Source organism: Arthrobacter sp. AD-310, from assembly GCF_054656615.1.
The window spans coordinates 26,157-42,231 of the sequence record NZ_BAAHNO010000007.1; the positions used below are offsets into that span (position 1 = coordinate 26,157).

Consider the following 16,075-nt stretch of genomic DNA (forward strand, 5'->3'; position numbering starts at 1 on the left):
GAGAGGACCGATGTGCCGGCACCGCTGAGCCTGGACCAGGCACGGCGGATCGCCCTGGCAGCACAGGGACTCCATAAAGGACGGCCCACCGGCCCCGTAACACTGCGGACGGTGGGCCGAACCTTTGCCCAGATCCAGCTGGTCCAGATCGATTCCGTCAACGTCCTTTCCCGCAGCCACTACCTTCCCTTCTTCTCCCGGCTCGGTAACTACGACCGCTCCATCCTGCAGCGGATGTCCAGCTCCCATCCCCGGCGGATGGTGGAGTACTGGGCGCACGAGGCAAGCTACATCCGGCCCGAGCACTACCAGGACCTGCTGCTGTGGCAGCGGCGTGCCTGGGTGGGCGCAGGACGGATGGACCCCGGCCTGCGCGCGGACGTGGCCGCGAAGATCCTCCAGGCGCTGGCATCCAGCCGCGCCATGACAGCGTCTGAACTGACTGCCCGCATTGGCCACGTCGAGGAAAAACAAGCCGCGAACTGGGGCTGGAACTGGAATGCAGTTAAGCGGGTGCTCGAACACCTCTTTGAGGAGGGGCTGGTCTCGGCCGCAACCCGGACAGAGCAGTTCGAACGCAAATACGCGCTGACAGCCAAAGTACTGCCGGAAGCCGATGCCGGACACGACAAGGACCCCGAGGCGGCGCTTCTCCGGCTAACGGAAGCTGCGGCGAAGGCGCATGGCGTCGGAACTGTCCGGTGTTTTGCGGACTACTTCCGCACTCCCGTCAAGGCAACAGCCCAGTCCGTGGAACACCTGGTGCGGCTTGGCAGGCTGGAACCTGTGCAGGTAGCCGGCTGGAACCGGGACGTCTACCGGCACGTCGAGGCTTCCCTGCCGCGGCGCGCCTCAGGCCGGGCCCTTTTGAGCCCGTTCGACTCCCTGGTCTTCGAGCGGCGCCGGCTGGAGGAACTCTTCGGCTTCCATTACCGGCTTGAGATCTACACGCCCGAACACAAGAGGCGTTACGGCTACTACGTCCTGCCGTTCCTTCTGCGGGACCGGATCGTGGCAAGGGCCGACCTGAAGGCGGACCGGGCCGCCGGGAAGCTCCTGGTGAGGTCAGCCCACGGCGAGCCCGGCGCCCCGCCGGACACCGCCGTCGAACTGGCCGCCGAACTGCTCCTCATGGCCGAATGGCTGGGGCTGCAGGAAGTGGTGGTGCAGCCCGACGGAGACCTGGCACCGGACCTGGCCAGGGCCGTGGCGCGGCCGGGGCCGTATCCGCTCTGAGGGAAACAGGCAACTGCCCGTTCTCTCTCCCGTAGACTAAAAACGCCAGAATTCGGCGGCATGAGACTGGGAGCATTTTCACGTGGCATCACTGATCGAAAAACTACTGCGCACGGGTGACAAAAAAACCCTGCGGCAACTACGGAATTATGCCGATTCCATCAATGCACTCGAAGACTCCTTCAAGACCTTCACCGACGCTGAACTTCGTGAGGAAACCGACCGGCTGCGTGAACGCCACCAGGACGGCGAAAAGCTGGACGACCTGTTGCCGGAGGCCTTCGCCGCTGTCCGGGAGGCATCCTCGCGGACGCTGGGGATGCGGCACTTCGATGTCCAGCTGATGGGCGGCGCGGCCCTTCATCTTGGCAACATCGCCGAGATGAAGACCGGTGAAGGCAAGACCCTCGTGGCAACCGCTCCCGCCTACCTCAACGCCCTCACCGGCAAGGGTGTCCACGTGGTCACCGTGAATGACTACCTTGCCGAATACCAGTCCGACCTGATGGGACGCGTTTACCGGTTCCTTGGCCTGACCAGTGGCTGCATCCTGGCAAACCAGGACCCCGCCGTCCGCCGCCAGCAATATGCCGCCGACATCACGTATGGAACCAATAACGAGTTCGGCTTCGACTACCTCCGCGACAACATGGCGTGGGACCGCAACGAACTCGTCCAGCGCGGGCACAACTTCGCCATCGTGGATGAGGTGGACTCCATCCTGATCGACGAGGCCCGGACCCCGCTGATCATCTCCGGCCCCGCGCAGGGGGATACCAACCGCTGGTACAGCGAGTTCTCCAAGGTGGTCCAGCGGCTCCAGCCCGAGAAGGACTACGAGGTCGACGAAAAGAAGCGCACCGTCGGCGTCCTCGAAAGCGGGATCGAAAAGGTCGAGGACTACCTCGGCATCTCCAATCTTTACGAATCGGCCAACACGCCCCTTATCGGGTTCCTCAACAACGCGATCAAGGCCAAGGAGCTGTTCAAGCGGGACAAGGACTACGTCATCCTTGACGGCGAAGTCCTGATCGTCGACGAGCACACGGGCCGCATCCTCGCCGGCCGCCGCTACAACGAGGGCATGCACCAGGCGATCGAGGCCAAGGAAGGCGTCGAGATCAAGGCTGAGAACCAGACCCTGGCCACGGTGACGCTGCAGAACTACTTCCGTATGTACCGGAAGCTCTCGGGCATGACGGGCACGGCCGAAACCGAAGCTGCCGAGTTCATGAGCACCTACAAGCTCGGCGTCGTGCCCATTCCCACCAACAGGGACATGCAGCGGATCGACCAGCCGGACCTGGTGTTCAAGAACGAGGTTGTGAAGTTCGACGCCGTGGTGCGTGACATCGCCGAACGCCACGAAAAGGGCCAGCCCGTCCTCGTGGGCACTACCAGCGTCGAAAAGAGCGAGTACCTGTCCAGGCTGCTGGCCAAGGAGGGCATCCGGCACGAGGTCCTGAACGCGAAGAACCACGCACGCGAAGCCGCCATCGTGGCCCAGGCGGGCCGGAAGGGCGCCGTCACCGTGGCCACGAACATGGCCGGCCGCGGCACGGACATCATGCTGGGCGGCAACGCCGAGTTCACCGCCGTCGCCGAACTCGCCAAGCGCGGACTGGACCCGGAGGAAAACTCGGAGGAATACGAGGCCGCCTGGCCTGCAGCGCTGGAGGCAGCCAAGCAGTCAGTCAAGGACGAGCATGAAGAAGTCCTGAACCTGGGCGGACTCTACGTCCTGGGCACCGAGCGGCACGAATCACGACGGATCGACAACCAGCTCCGTGGCCGGTCCGGCCGCCAGGGCGACCCGGGTGAGTCCCGGTTCTACCTCTCGCTGACCGACGACCTCATGCGACTCTTCAACTCCGGCGCTGCCGAGCGGCTGATGAACAGCTCCGTGCCGGACGACGTTGCCCTCGAATCCAAGCTCGTCTCCCGCGCAATCGCCTCCGCCCAGGGGCAGGTGGAGGGCCGCAACGCCGAACAGCGCAAGAACGTGCTGAAATACGACGACGTCCTGAACCGCCAGCGCGAGGCTATCTACAGTGACCGGCGGCGCATCCTCGAAGGCGATGACCTGCACGAGAAAGTGCAGTTCTTTGTTGAGGACACCATCACCGCCCTCATCGATGACGCAACGGCGGAAGGCAACGGGGACGACTGGGACTTCCACCAGCTCTGGACCAACCTGAAGACCCTGTACCCGGTCAGCGTCTCGGCCGAGGACATCATCGAGGAGGCCGGCGGAAAGTCTCGGCTGACCGTCGAATTCCTCAAGGAAGAGCTGCTCTCCGATGCCCGGCTCGTATACCAGGCCCGTGAGGAGGCCATCGGCTCCGAAAGCATGCGCGAGCTGGAGCGCCGGGTTGTCCTGTCCGTCATCGGACGGAAGTGGCAGGAACACCTCTATGAGATGGACTACCTCAAGGAGGGCATCGGGCTTCGTGCCATGGCCCAGCGGGATCCGCTCGTGGAGTACCAGCGCGAAGGCTTCGCCCTCTTCCAGAGCATGATGGAAGCAATCCGCGAGGAAAGCGTGGGATTCCTGTTCAACCTCGAAGTGGAGGTCACTCCTGCCCAGGACGTTGTGGTACCGGACGCCACCGGCGGCCACACCGAGCACGTGGAACCCCAAGTCAAGGCGGCCGGACTGGAGGCCCCGGAGAAGCCGGCGCAGCTGCAGTACACGGCGCCGGGCGAGAGCGGAGAAACCCAGACCCGGGTGGAGACACGTTCAGCGGGCCGCTCAGGCAATCCTGCCAAGGCAGCAGCCCAGGATGCGGCCCGACGCAGCCCCAAAAAGAAGAAGCGTTAGGAACAGCGCGAACCGCATAGCGGGAACCTAACAGAAGAGGCAGGTCCGGTCCGGACCTGCCTCTTCTGCCTGTTCAACCAATAACAAGTTCTGTCACCCGCCACACATGCTTGCTTCGTTCCAGGCGGACAGCCACGGCCCTCGCACGCACATCATCCACCACCACGGCGCTCGCTTCATAGATGCCATCGGCCACTTCGCAGACCCGGACCGAGCGCACGACGGAATTCCGGTGCAGCTGTGCAAGGGCAGGATTACCCGTGCGGGCGAGCTCCCTCCTGATCAGGGACGCACGGTGCTGCAGGTTTCCCAGGCACCGGGGGTCGAGCCGGCGCGCCAACTGGTGCACAGGCCTGATTCCTGCCAGGACTTCCATCGCCGCCTGGACCGTTCCGCGGACAATGGCCCGTACTTCTGCCGCCTCATCGACCGGCTGGAGGGCAGGTCGGCTACTCGGCTGCAGCTGCACACGCTGCTGTTGGTCCGGCGCCGCGGTCCCGGGCGTTTCCCCGGTTCCCGAGGCTCCCTGGGCGTGGTCCTGCCGCAGAGGATGGACGGTTGGGCCCGGCGTTGCACGAATAGGTGTGACTGCTGGCATGGCTTTTCCCCTTAGTGTTGGTGCGGGCGTTCTGCTGCGCACTGGCGGCCCCTGGAATGCCGCCCAGCTGGTTGAGTGTTGTCAGGAAGCCGCAGGCGGTACGAGGACTTGTCCCGGAAGAAGCACATCCGGGTCCGGCCCGATCAGGGCTTTGTTTGCCTCGTACCAGCGCGGCCATTCGAGGGCTATCTGCACATCCGTGGCTTCCGGTCCCAAGTGGCCGGCAACGATGTTCCAAAGGCTGTCCCCGGCGAGCACCGCCACCGCACCTGTGGACGGGCTGGCGTCCCGGTGTCCGGCAGTGACTTCGCGAACGCCCGGCCCGGCCAGAAGCCCCGGTTCGACTATGGGCGCCAATGGTGCCCATCCCGGGTGGACGGTTGCGGGGATCGAGGGCAGGCCAGCTGAATCGGTAGCAGCCGCCGCCGGATCCTGTGAACTGCTCCGGGGAACACTGGCGGGTGCGGCGGCCTCGCGTTCTTGCGTTGGGGCCCACTGCGGGCCCGGTACCGGTGAGGCGGCGTGCGCCGCACCTGCCACGAACAAGTGGAAGGAAAACGCAGTGACGACCAGCCGCCGCATGAATGCCGGCGATATTCTCCGGGCGACCAACGCTGCCCCCGTCCAGCCCCTCCTCTCCAGGAACAGTCCAGCTGCGGCACAGGCCAACGAAAGAACCCACCACACAAGAAGCGCCCCTCCGGCTACGGCCGAGGCCAGTCCGAGGATATCCTCCACCGACAATGCCTGCTGGCGGGCTGACTCTGCCCTCCATTGATCCATCAGACCTGCGCCGGCCAGGAAGAGCAGGCCTCCAAGCACCAGCAGGCCGGCTGCCATTACGGCATCGCCAGTAGTCCCGGCACCGGTTTCGCTTTTCTGGTTCAGCACAATAAGCCTCTTTGATGCAGTTTGATGCTGTTTGATAGCTACCGCATCAGTTTGCGCTCCGTTCGCCTACTTTGTCCATACGTTGGAGTCAAGAACATCCGGGTGTTGACCGGCCGGAAACAGCGGACCTACGCTTGCCGGATGCGCTGGGATGCACTGTTCAATGACCTGGAAAGCCAAATCGCAGAGTCCGACAGGCTCTCGCTGGAGGCTGAGGTAACGGAGCGTGCGAGAGTCGAACTGGTGGACACCGGGTACGTTGACAGGCTGCGCGGCGCCATCGGCAGCCGAATCGGAGTCCAGCTCCACAGCGGGGAAACTGTTGAGGGGGCCCTCTGCCATGCAGGTGCGGACGCACTGGTCCTCGACGACGGGCCGCAACAGGTGCTCATTCCCTACGCCGGGGTAGCGCGCTACGTAGGCCTTGGAAGATTCCTTGGTGTTGAACCCTCACGGGTGGGGCGTGGCATTGGCCTTGCCCGGTCTCTGCGCGCCCTCGCCAGGGACCGGGCCCCACTGGTGCTCACGCTGGGGAGCGTCACCGGAACAACGCGTCTGGAAGGGGTTATCGACAGAGTGGGTAAAGATTATGTTGACCTTGCGTCGGTGACACCGGGGGAAGTGCGGCGAAGCGATCACGTCCGGCAGGTTTCCACCATTCCATTTGCCGCGCTGTCCGCCGTCAGGTCCCTCCGGACCGGCGGCCTGTGACCCCGCGGTGGCAGGGGAGGGGTTGTTCGAAGTCCGTCAAACGGAACGGGACTTGGACTCCTGGATCATCCGGCTCGCCTCTGCGTAGCGCTCTTCGATGTACTGTTCGAGCATCTTTTCTTCCACGCGCCACTGGCCGCGCCCGCCAACCTGGATAGCCTTCAGCTCCCCGCTTCGCACCAGAGCGTAAGCGGCAGGCGAATTGATCTGCAATTGTTCCGCGACGTCCGCGAGGGTAAGGAACCTGGGCATGGCTCCATTTTGCCATCAGATACCCAAGTTTGCTGCCGTTATCCACAATTTGGCACTGTTTGCTTCCAGGGCTTTCGTTCCGCCCCCGGGGCCGTAACAATGAGGTGTCCGGCCATACTGGGGGCGCCGGAGCCAAGAGGGGGAAGAGAAACAGCATGGTTCCAGATCCGTCTGCTACGGCTGCACGCCTGAAGCGTCCGTCGTGGAAGGACCCCCGCCTGCTGATGGGTGTCCTCCTGGTCCTGGTTTCGGTGGCGGGCGTGGTCTTCCTGATTAACAGTGCCGACCGGACCACGGAGGTGTATGCCGCCAGGGAAGGCATTGCGGTAGGGGAAGCCCTGACGCCGGAGAACGTCGTCCGTGCGAGGGTGCGGCTGGGTGATACAGAGCAGCACTACATTCCGGTCGCGTCGGGTCTTCCCGAGGGTGTGGTTGCCGTACAACGGGTTGCCAAGGACCAGCTTGTTCCCCGTGCCAGCCTGGGCCGCGTGGATGAACTGGACCGCAAGCCGGTGGCACTGACGATCACCGAAACGCTCCCTTCACAGGCAGTAGCAGGCTCCCGCATTGATGTTTGGGTAGCACAGCCTGATGCGAAAAATGGGTTCAGTGAGCCAAAGCTCCTGCTTCCGGGCGCTGAGATCGCCGAGGTATCCGACGGCTCTACCGCTCTCGGATCGACAAGGACGACCGTGCTCATGGTCCTGGTCGAAGACAGCCAGATGCCCGCGCTGCTCGGAGCGCAGGCCAACGAGGCGAAAATATCGGTGGTCTGGAATCCGGGCGGCAGCCGATGAGCATTCCTGTTGTCACTGTTGGCGACAGCCAGGAGGACCTGGTCGGCGGGCTGGAACGCCTTCACGGGCCGGTCACCGTCGTGCGAAGGTGCGCCGAACTTGCAGAACTCCTGGCCGCCTGCCAAAGCGGACTGGCCAGGGCGGCGGTTGTCGCGGACGGATCCGAAGCCCTCACTGCTTCCCTGGTGGACAGGCTGGGGGCGGTGGGGGTCGCCATCATAGCTTTGACGGACAGCGCTGAAGAAGCTGCCCGGCTGCGGAAGATCGGAGTGTCCTCCGCCCTGACCCGCGTCGAGTCCGCGGAGCTGTCGGAGCGGATTGCGGACGCCGTGGAACGGTTGACGGGAGCAGGCCCGGCCTGGCCTGGCTTCGGATCCTCCCTGGCGGACACCGGCGCGGCCTTGCATGTTGTTCCTGCGGAGCCCGACGCCGTTCCCGAAGGCCGGGGAACCGGCGAGGTCATTGCCGTCTGGGGCCCCGCTGGATCTCCGGGGCGTACTACGATCGCAGCCAACGTTGCCGGTGAACTTGCCGCTGACGGAAAACGGGTTCTCCTGGTGGATGCGGACAGCTACGGCGCGAGCGTGGCCGCCGTGCTGGGCCTGATGGATGAGTCCGCAGGATTGGCGCAGGCATGCAGATTGGCGGACCAGGGGACCTTCGATTCCGCCGCCCTCGAGAAGATTGCCAGCCCCGTGGTCACCTCGGCCGGCACCTTTAGAGTGCTGACCGGCATCACCCGCCCGGACCGGTGGACGGAACTCCGGGCGCCCGCCCTCGCGATGGTCCTTGAACGCGCCAGGCAATGTGTGGACGTCGTGGTGATCGATACCGGATTCTGCCTCGAAGCTGACGAAGAACTCAGCTTCGACACCATGGCGCCGCGACGCAACGCAGCGACCCTTCGCCCGTTGGAGATTGCCGACACCGTTTACGCAGTAGGTGCCGCTGACCCTGTGAACGTGCCACGGCTGGTGCGGGGGCTGGCTGAGCTCGCAGCGGCCGTTCCGCACGCGTCACCCACTGTGGTGATGAACAAGGTCCGGGCATCGTCCGTGGGCCGGAGTCCCGAGCGGCAGTTGCGCGATGCCTGGGAACGGTTTGGTCCCGCGGTTGAAATCACTGCATTCCTGCCGCATGACGCTCCGGCCACGGATGCTGCGCTGCTTGCGGGATCCCTGCTGCTGGAGGCTACACCGGATTCGGCTCTGCGCCGGGCCATCCGGGAATTGGTTTGTGCACCCGTCCAGCAAAAATCGAAATCTTCTGTCTTTTCTTCCACAGCACGACGCAGGGCAAAGGACTAGGCTCGCCATAAGAGCTGCGATGGGGCAGCAAATACTTGTGATGGAGGCGTGTGTCGATGTCGTCGGGATCCAGCGTGGAGGATCAGCCCCTTTCCATTGAACGCCTTGAGGGCTTCATTGGGGACTACTACCAGCATCTGGCCGAGGAGGACGCCCGGAGCTACCACCGCGAGGTGCTCGTTGCCCGGGCCGAAAACCACCGTGAGGTGGCAGCGGTGCGGCGGCCGGGCCAGGCAAAAAGCGCGATCGTTGACGAAGAAGACAGCAGCGTTGTTTTTGTTGTCACGGATGACATGCCCTTCCTTGTCGATTCCGTGAACGCCGAGCTCGTCCGGCAACATGCGGCCATCAAGCTGGTCGTCCACCCGCTGATCGTTGCCACCCGCAACCGGGAGACCGGCCAGTTGGTCAAGGTCAACAGGGTGCCGGCGCACATCGGGATTTCCAGCGGTGACACAGCAGCCATGCCGAGCCTGTCCCACCTCATCGCCCAGGGGGAGAACGCCTCCCACATGGAGTCCTGGATCGCCGTCGAGATCAACCGTGTCTCCGACGAAGCGAAGGCTTCGCTGCTTGAAGGCTTGAACCGCGTCCTGAATGACGTGCGTGCCGCCGTCGAGGACTGGCCGAAGATGCGCCAGAAAGCCCGGCAAATTTCCGAAAGCCTGGATGAGGTGGCCCATCCGGCCCAGATCGCTGAACTGCGGCAGGCCAAAGACCTCCTGCGCTGGCTCGACGACGGCAACTTCACGTTCCTGGGGTACCGCGAATACGACCTGGTGACTGTGGACGGCGAAGACGTCCTGGAACTTCGTGAGGACAGCGGGCTGGGTCTTTTGAGGGCGTCCGCGGACGCGCCGCATATCCAGCACCTCACGGACACGGGAAGGAAGAAGGCGCGCGAAAAACGTGCCCTGGTCATCACCAAGGCGAACTCCCGGTCAACTGTCCACCGGTCCGCCTATCTCGACTACATCGGGGTCAAGAGCTTTGACGCGTCCGGCAACGTCAATGGTGAGCGCCGCTTCATCGGGCTCTTCGCCACCAGTGCCTACACGGGATCGGTCCGGAACATTCCGATCATCCGTGAAAAGGTCGACGCTGTCCTGCGCAGCGCGGGGTTCCCCCCGGACTCGCACTCCGGCAAGGACCTGCTGGGCATCCTGGAGACCTACCCGCGCGATGAGCTCTTCCAGATCGAGGTCCCGGACCTCGCCGCTACGGCGCTCGGGATCCAGAAACTGCAGGAGCGCCGCCGGACCCGGCTCTTCCTGCGGCCGGACATCTATGGCCGGTTTATGTCCGCCGTCGTTTACCTTCCCCGCGACAGGTACACCACGAACGTCCGGCTGCGGATCGAACAGGAACTTCGCGAGACGTTCCAGGCCGTGTCCATAGACTACGAAGCACGCATGACCGAATCGGCGCTGGCCCGGTTGTTCTTCCGCATCCGCCTGCCCAAGGATGCCGACGTCAGCCACGTCAACACGGCCGAACTGGAGTCGCGGCTCGTCCGCGCCGCCCGCTCCTGGAGCGAGGGCATCGCGGAGGTGCTTCGCGAGGGCCGGGATGCCGAGGAAGCCAAGGAGCTCGCCGGGATCTGGGCGGAGGCCTTCCCGGCCACCTATCGGGTGGACTACGAGGTTGAAGACGCGCTGGAGGACATCGCACGCTTCGAGAAGTACGGGGCAGCTGCCGAGCGGGAGGTCGGTGCCCGCCAGGAGCGGCCCGGGGTCCACGTCTACCTTCCGGAAGGCGCAGGGGCGACACTGGAGGAGGACGCGCGGGTCAAGCTCTACATGCTTGAGCCAAAAAGCCTCAGCCAGATCCTCCCCTTCTTCCATAACCTGGGACTTGAGGTCCTGGATGAACGGCCCTTCGAAATCGAGACCGCGGACCGCCGGGACTTCTTCCTGTACGACCTTGGCCTGAAGTATCCGGCCGGGGTGGATCCGGTTTCAACCGGGGAATTGCTGGCGGACTCGTTCAGTGCCGCAGTCACCGGGGCGGCTGAATCCGATGCCTTTGACCGGCTGGTCCTGCGGGAAGGCCTGCAGTGGCGCAAGATCACCATGCTCCGCGCCTATGCCCGCTACATGCGGCAGATGGGCAACAGCAACTCCTTCGGCTTTATGGCGGACACGCTGCTGGCCAACGCCGACGTCACCCGCAACCTGACGGCACTGTTCGCAGCCCGTTTCGATCCTGCCCTCACCGGGGACGAGAGGCTGGAGGCGCAGGAGAAGGTGCGGCAGGAGCTTGCCGCGTCGATCGAGAAGGTGGCCACCCTCGACGCCGACCGCGTCCTGCGCACGTTTGCCAACCTGATCGAGGCGACGCTGCGGACCAACTTCTACCAGAACAAGCGGCACGTCAGTTTCAAGCTGGATCCGTCGCGGATCGACGGGTTGCCGTTCCCGCGGCCCATGTTCGAAATCTGGGTCTACTCGCCAAGGGTCGAAGGCGTCCACCTGCGCTTTGGAAAGGTTGCCCGCGGCGGGCTCCGCTGGTCGGACCGGCGCGAGGACTTCCGCACCGAGGTCCTCGGCCTCGTGAAGGCGCAAACGGTCAAGAACGCCGTCATCGTGCCCACCGGGGCGAAAGGCGGGTTCTTCGCCAAGCAGCTGCCCGACCCCGCAGTCGACAGGGCAGCGTGGATGGCCGAGGGTGTCGAGAGCTACAAGACCTTCATCCGCGGCCTGCTCGACCTCACCGACAACCTTGTGACCGAAGGCGACAGCGAAAGGCTCGTGCCGCCGTCGGACGTTGTCAGGCACGACGACGACGACTCGTACCTCGTGGTGGCTGCCGACAAGGGAACGGCGACCTTCTCCGACATCGCAAACGGGCTGGCCGCGGAGTACGGGTTCTGGCTCGGCGACGCCTTCGCCTCCGGAGGCTCCGTGGGCTACGACCACAAGGCGATGGGCATCACAGCCCGCGGGGCCTGGGAGTCCGTGAAGCGCCACTTCAGCGAACTGGACCTGGACACGCAAACGCAGCCGTTCACGGTGGTGGGTGTTGGCGACATGTCGGGGGACGTCTTCGGCAACGGCATGCTGCTCTCGCGCCACATCCGGCTGGTGGCAGCCTTTGACCACCGCCATATCTTCCTTGATCCCAACCCGGACGAGGAGAGCTCCTTCGTTGAGCGGCAGCGGCTTTTCGAGCTGCCGAGGTCATCGTGGGACGACTACGACAAATCGCTGATCAGCGAAGGCGGCGGGGTGTACCCCCGCCAGGCCAAGTCGATTCCGGTGTCGGAACAAGTGCGCGCCGCACTGGGACTCCCCGCGGAGACGACCGAACTCAGCCCGCCCGAATTGCTGCGGGCCATCCTGCTTGCGCCCGCGGACCTGCTGTACAACGGCGGTATCGGAACCTACGTCAAGGCGAGCACGGAAACCAACGCGTCGGTGGGGGACAAGGCGAACGACGCCATCCGTGTCGACGGCCGGGACCTGCGCGTCAAGGTGGTGGGCGAGGGCGGCAACCTCGGTATGACGCAGCGCGGCCGCATCGAGGCGGCGTTGCAGGGGGTCATCCTCAACACCGACGCCATTGACAACTCTGCGGGTGTGGACTGCTCCGACCACGAGGTCAACATCAAGATCTTCGTGGACCGGATGGTGGCCGCGGGGAAGCTTTCAGCTGAAGAACGTGCCGGGTTCCTCGCGTCCATGACGGACGAAGTCGCCCGCCTGGTGCTCGAAGACAACATCGACCAGAACATCCTGTTGCTCAACGACAGGACAAAGGTCGCCGAGTGGAGCCCCAGTTACGAGCGGCTCATGGACTGGCTGGAAAAGTCCGCGGACCTGAAGCGCGACCTCGAGGCACTGCCCACCACAGAGACCCTGCGGGAAAGGCTCCAGCAGGGGCAGGGGCTGACTTCGCCCGAACTGTCCGTGCTGGCGGCCTACGCCAAGATCGAGCTGACCACGGCGCTTCGTGAAAGCGACCTGGCCGACGACCCCTGGTTCCGGCAGACCCTGCGGGCCTACTTCCCGAAGCAGTTGCGCGAGCGTTTTGACGCCGAACTGGACACGCATCCGCTGCGCCGGGAAATCATTGCGACCGTGGTGGCCAATGACATCATCAACCTCGGCGGTATCACTTTTGCCTTCCGCGTCATGGAAGAGACGTCGGCGAGCGAAGTGGCCATAGCCAAGGCGTTCGTGGCGCTCCGCGAGATCTATGAACTGGATGCCATGGTCGGGGAGCTGAACAGCCTGCCCGCCTCGTTCCCGACAGAGCACTGGAGCACAGTGCACCTGGACATCCGGCGGCTGCTCGACCGGGCTGTCCGCTGGCTCCTCACGCAGGGGACGGGTTCCCAGCCGATTGCCGACGTCGTGGGAGAGTTCAAGCCCCTCATGGATCCCATGCGGGCGCGCCTGCTGGACTACCTGCGGGGCGAGGACCGCGAACGTGTCGCCGGGTGGCTGGCAAAGGGCCGGGAATGGGAACTCCCGGAGAGCCTGGCGCTGCGTTGGTCGGAACTCTTCGAGAGCTTCGTCCTGCTGGACATCGCCAAAATCGCCAGGTTGCGCAAGGACCCCGTGGAGGAGATCGCCGCGGTCTACTACACGGTGTTCAACCGCTTCCACGCCGACTCCCTGCTGGAGCGGATCACGAGCCTGCCGCGGCAGGACCGGTGGCAGGCCCTGGCCCGGGCAGCCCTGCGGGATGACCTGTACTCCACCGTGTCGGACATGACGACGGCGGTGCTGGACGCCACCGACGCCGCGGACTCGCCGGAGGCGCGGCTGAAGGACTGGGAGGCGCGGAACGCCGAGCAGCTGGGCAGGGCGAAGAGCATGTTCGATGAAGTGAACGCGCTCGAGTCCGACGACATGGCCTCACTGTCGGTAGCATTGAGGCTCTTGAGGTCAATCGTCCGGCGCTAGTCCAATAGCGCCGTAACTGGAGGTGCAGTGGCAATCTTTACGGACCCCATCAGGGAACATGCTGATTTCGGGCCGGGCGATGCCGAGTGGCTGCACCTCCTGGTGGGGGACTGGCAGATGGTTGCGGACCTGGCGTTCGCTGACCTGGCACTCTGGTTCCCCCACCCGGACCTCGGGTACATCGCACTGGCGCACGTCCGGCCGTCCACGACGCACACCGTCTTCCATGGAGACTTTGTGGGGGAGGGGATCCGGTCGGACCTGCAGCCGCTCGTTGACAAAGCTTGGAACAGCCGGGCCATCGAACGGTCCAGCGAGACCAACTGGAGCAGCGACATGGCGCTCCGGGTCGAAGCCGTACCCATGGTCCGCAACGGCCGGACACTTGCCGTGGTCACCACGCACATGGACTTGTCCAGCTCCCGGATGCCGTCCCGCCTGGAACTGACGTACCGCCAGTGCGCCTACGACCTCCTGCGCATGGGGACTCTCGGCCTGTGGCCGGACTTTGCCTCGCCCACCGGATCCCGGCGCGGTGCACCCCGTGTGGGGGACGGGTTGATCCGGCTCGACGCCGAGGGCGTGGTGCAGTATGCAAGTCCCAATGGTGTCTCGGCCTTCCGGCGCCTGGGTGACGGAGAATCCCTTGAGGGCCGGTCGCTCGCGGAGGTCACCGCCAGCCTTCTCAAGGACAGGCGAATGGTTGATGAGACGCTCCCGCTGGTAGTGACCGGCCGGATGCCATGGCGCAGCGAGATTGAATCCCGGGGCGTCAGCCTGTCCCTGCGTGCCATCCCGCTGCGCGATGAGCAGCAGCGGTTTGGCGCACTGGTTCTTTGCCGGGACGTATCCGAGCTCCGCCGGCGGGAGATGGAACTTGTCACCAAGGATGCGACCATCCGTGAAATCCACCACCGGGTCAAGAACAACCTGCAAACCGTCGCCGCCCTCCTGCGGATGCAATCCCGCCGCATGGTGAGCGAGGAAGCGAAACAGGGGCTGGAGCAGGCGATGCGCCGCGTGGCCACTATTGCACTGGTCCACGAGACCCTTTCACAGGGGCTGACCCAAAGCGTTGACTTTGACGAACTGATCGGTCGGCAGTTCCGGCTGTCGGCAGAGGTTGCCTCACCGTCCCAGCAGGTGCGGACCGAACGGGCAGGGACCTTCGGGGAACTGCCCAGCGACTTGGCGACGCCGCTGGCGCTGGTCATCAATGAACTCGTGACGAACGCGGTGGAACACGGCCTTGAAGGCCGGGCCGGGACCGTATGGCTGATCGCCGACCGCGCGGAGGGGGAAGACGGCGAGGAGCTCACCGTGACAATTGCCGACGACGGCGTAGGCCTGCCGGAAACGCCGCATGTTGAAGGGCTCGGCCTGCAGATCGTCAGGACGCTCGTGACCAGCGAACTGGGCGGCACCATCCAGTGGCAGCCGCGCGAGGGGGGCGGCACGGCAGTGAAAATCCGCTTGAGCCTTGCAGGGAAGTGACCCCGTCGTGTTAGTGACGGTAGAACGCGGTTAAACAGGACAGCCCCTGCGGCAACCGGATGGTTGCGCAGGGGCTGAGTGTTTGTCCAGATCAGGAAGCGCGGCGTGCCCGGGCTGCCCGGCGCTTGAGCGCGCGGCGCTCGTCTTCGCTCATGCCGCCCCAGACCCCGGCGTCCTGGCCGGACTCGAGTGCCCACTGGAGGCAGGTGTCCACTACCTCGCACCGGCGGCAGACGCTCTTGGCTTCCTCGATTTGCAGGAGAGCGGGGCCCGTGTTCCCGACGGGGAAGAACAGTTCCGGGTCCTTTTCGAGGCACGCTGCGCGGTTACGCCAATCCATGCTGATCAGTTGCTCCATTTCTGGGAAAGTGCTTCTTGTGAAATAATTCACTAGTAGCTACAAAGGAAAAGGGCCCGGCAGGGCCCCCTTGGTCATCTGAATCAAGCCTGTCATGTTAACGCTGTGTAAACAAGGGGTAATAACGCCTGATATCCCCGTAATGCTGAGCGATACATCACACTGCCACCACTGGCCCTCACCAGTCTCCGACTATGTCCGGTAGGGTGCCAGTGTGTCAAGACCCCCGGTAAACCCCCCGCAGTCCCCGGCTCCGTCGGAGGAGCCCCGGCCAGGAGATCGTGCCCACCAGGCGACGTCCTCCACTGCCCCGCCCGCGGTAGTGGTCGTGGCGCTCATCGTGGCTGCGGAAGCAACAGCACTCCTTGTGGCGGCCGGGTGGTACGGCTATCAGTTGCTTGCCGGCAGCCCGGTCCTGTCTTTCTGGGGTGCGGTGTTCACGCTGGTGCTTTTGCTCGCGTTCGCCGCCTGGCTGTTCGCGGTGGCTGTCTTCCTCTTCCGGGGATACCGCTGGACCCGGGCTGCCGCCCTGGTGGCGCAACTGTTCGTGCTGACGATTGGATTCCCCACCCTGTCCGGAGGCCTCGTTGTTGCCGGACTGGCGATGCTGCTGCCCGCGGCCACCGCGATCGTCCTCCTGTTCCACAGCAGGGTCATCAGCTACGCGTCCCGTACAGGCAGCACGCCACCGGCCTTGTAG

General features: G+C 64.6%; 12 protein-coding genes. 8 read left to right on the forward strand and 4 right to left on the reverse strand.

The annotated features are described in order from the left end of the window. Positions 1-12 precede the first annotated feature (12 nt). Both ACYQ1Z_RS04245 and secA read left to right on the forward strand, forming a co-directional pair. Entirely contained in the window at positions 13-1,236 is a 1,224-nt protein-coding gene (locus tag ACYQ1Z_RS04245) for a winged helix-turn-helix domain-containing protein (RefSeq protein WP_459791262.1), read from the forward strand. 82 nt (positions 1,237-1,318) lie between these two features. After that, entirely contained in the window at positions 1,319-4,057 is a 2,739-nt protein-coding gene (gene secA, locus ACYQ1Z_RS04250; RefSeq protein WP_459791263.1) for a preprotein translocase subunit SecA, read from the forward strand. A gap of 73 nt (positions 4,058-4,130) precedes the next feature. Here the strand turns inward: secA and ACYQ1Z_RS04255 are convergent, their stop codons facing one another. Together ACYQ1Z_RS04255 and ACYQ1Z_RS04260 are read right to left on the reverse strand one after the other, a co-directional pair. Then, positions 4,131-4,655 carry an Rv3235 family protein gene (locus ACYQ1Z_RS04255; RefSeq protein WP_459791264.1) on the reverse strand — a complete coding sequence of 175 codons (525 nt, stop codon included), beginning with the start codon at positions 4,653-4,655 and terminating at the stop codon, positions 4,131-4,133. Between the two features lie 81 nt (positions 4,656-4,736). Beyond that, on the reverse strand, positions 4,737-5,012 hold the full coding sequence (locus ACYQ1Z_RS04260) for a LysM peptidoglycan-binding domain-containing protein (RefSeq protein ID WP_459791265.1): 276 nt from the start codon (positions 5,010-5,012) through the stop codon (positions 4,737-4,739). A 675-nt stretch (positions 5,013-5,687) separates the two neighbouring features. Between ACYQ1Z_RS04260 and ACYQ1Z_RS04265 the strand changes: the two genes are divergently transcribed. Further along, positions 5,688-6,257, forward strand: coding sequence for a hypothetical protein (locus ACYQ1Z_RS04265; protein WP_459791266.1), 570 nt, complete (start codon positions 5,688-5,690; stop codon positions 6,255-6,257). Between the two features lie 36 nt (positions 6,258-6,293). On the opposite strand, the gene ACYQ1Z_RS04270 is transcribed toward ACYQ1Z_RS04265, so the two are convergent. Next, positions 6,294-6,509, reverse strand: coding sequence for a helix-turn-helix domain-containing protein (locus ACYQ1Z_RS04270; RefSeq protein ID WP_009356834.1), 216 nt, complete (start codon positions 6,507-6,509; stop codon positions 6,294-6,296). Positions 6,510-6,664: 155 nt separating this feature from the next. Between ACYQ1Z_RS04270 and ACYQ1Z_RS04275 the strand changes: the two genes are divergently transcribed. The 4 genes from ACYQ1Z_RS04275 to ACYQ1Z_RS04290 are packed head-to-tail and all read left to right on the forward strand — an operon-like array spanning position 6,665 to position 15,017. Then, positions 6,665-7,306, forward strand: a complete 642-nt coding sequence (locus ACYQ1Z_RS04275) for a hypothetical protein (RefSeq protein ID WP_459791267.1) — start codon at positions 6,665-6,667, stop codon at positions 7,304-7,306. Next, complete coding sequence (locus ACYQ1Z_RS04280) at positions 7,303-8,613, forward strand: AAA family ATPase (RefSeq protein WP_459791268.1); 1,311 nt, start codon at positions 7,303-7,305, stop codon at positions 8,611-8,613. The genes ACYQ1Z_RS04275 and ACYQ1Z_RS04280 overlap by 4 nt, the downstream gene beginning before the upstream one ends. Before the next feature lie 56 nt (positions 8,614-8,669). Beyond that, entirely contained in the window at positions 8,670-13,523 is a 4,854-nt protein-coding gene (locus ACYQ1Z_RS04285) for an NAD-glutamate dehydrogenase (RefSeq protein WP_459791269.1), read from the forward strand. A 27-nt stretch (positions 13,524-13,550) separates the two neighbouring features. Then, complete coding sequence (locus ACYQ1Z_RS04290; protein ID WP_459791270.1) at positions 13,551-15,017, forward strand: sensor histidine kinase; 1,467 nt, start codon at positions 13,551-13,553, stop codon at positions 15,015-15,017. 91 nt (positions 15,018-15,108) lie between these two features. Here the strand turns inward: ACYQ1Z_RS04290 and ACYQ1Z_RS04295 are convergent, their stop codons facing one another. After that, complete coding sequence (locus ACYQ1Z_RS04295; protein ID WP_459791271.1) at positions 15,109-15,357, reverse strand: WhiB family transcriptional regulator; 249 nt, start codon at positions 15,355-15,357, stop codon at positions 15,109-15,111. A 340-nt stretch (positions 15,358-15,697) separates the two neighbouring features. Here ACYQ1Z_RS04295 and ACYQ1Z_RS04300 point away from each other — a divergent pair, with 340 nt between their 5' ends. After that, on the forward strand, positions 15,698-16,075 hold the full coding sequence (locus tag ACYQ1Z_RS04300) for a hypothetical protein (RefSeq protein ID WP_459791371.1): 378 nt from the start codon (positions 15,698-15,700) through the stop codon (positions 16,073-16,075).

Excerpts from the sequence above, each read along its gene's own strand:
- ACYQ1Z_RS04255 (WP_459791264.1), bottom strand. The coding sequence starts at position 4,655 with ATGCCAGCAGTCACACCTATTCGTGCAACGCCGGGCCCAACCGTCCAT.
- ACYQ1Z_RS04295 (WP_459791271.1), bottom strand. The coding sequence starts at position 15,357 with ATGGATTGGCGTAACCGCGCAGCGTGCCTCGAAAAGGACCCGGAACTG.
- ACYQ1Z_RS04270 (WP_009356834.1), bottom strand. The coding sequence starts at position 6,509 with ATGCCCAGGTTCCTTACCCTCGCGGACGTCGCGGAACAATTGCAGATC.
- ACYQ1Z_RS04275 (WP_459791267.1), top strand. The coding sequence starts at position 6,665 with ATGGTTCCAGATCCGTCTGCTACGGCTGCACGCCTGAAGCGTCCGTCG.
- ACYQ1Z_RS04285 (WP_459791269.1), top strand. The coding sequence starts at position 8,670 with ATGTCGTCGGGATCCAGCGTGGAGGATCAGCCCCTTTCCATTGAACGC.
- ACYQ1Z_RS04265 (WP_459791266.1), top strand. The coding sequence starts at position 5,688 with ATGCGCTGGGATGCACTGTTCAATGACCTGGAAAGCCAAATCGCAGAG.
- ACYQ1Z_RS04280 (WP_459791268.1), top strand. The coding sequence starts at position 7,303 with ATGAGCATTCCTGTTGTCACTGTTGGCGACAGCCAGGAGGACCTGGTC.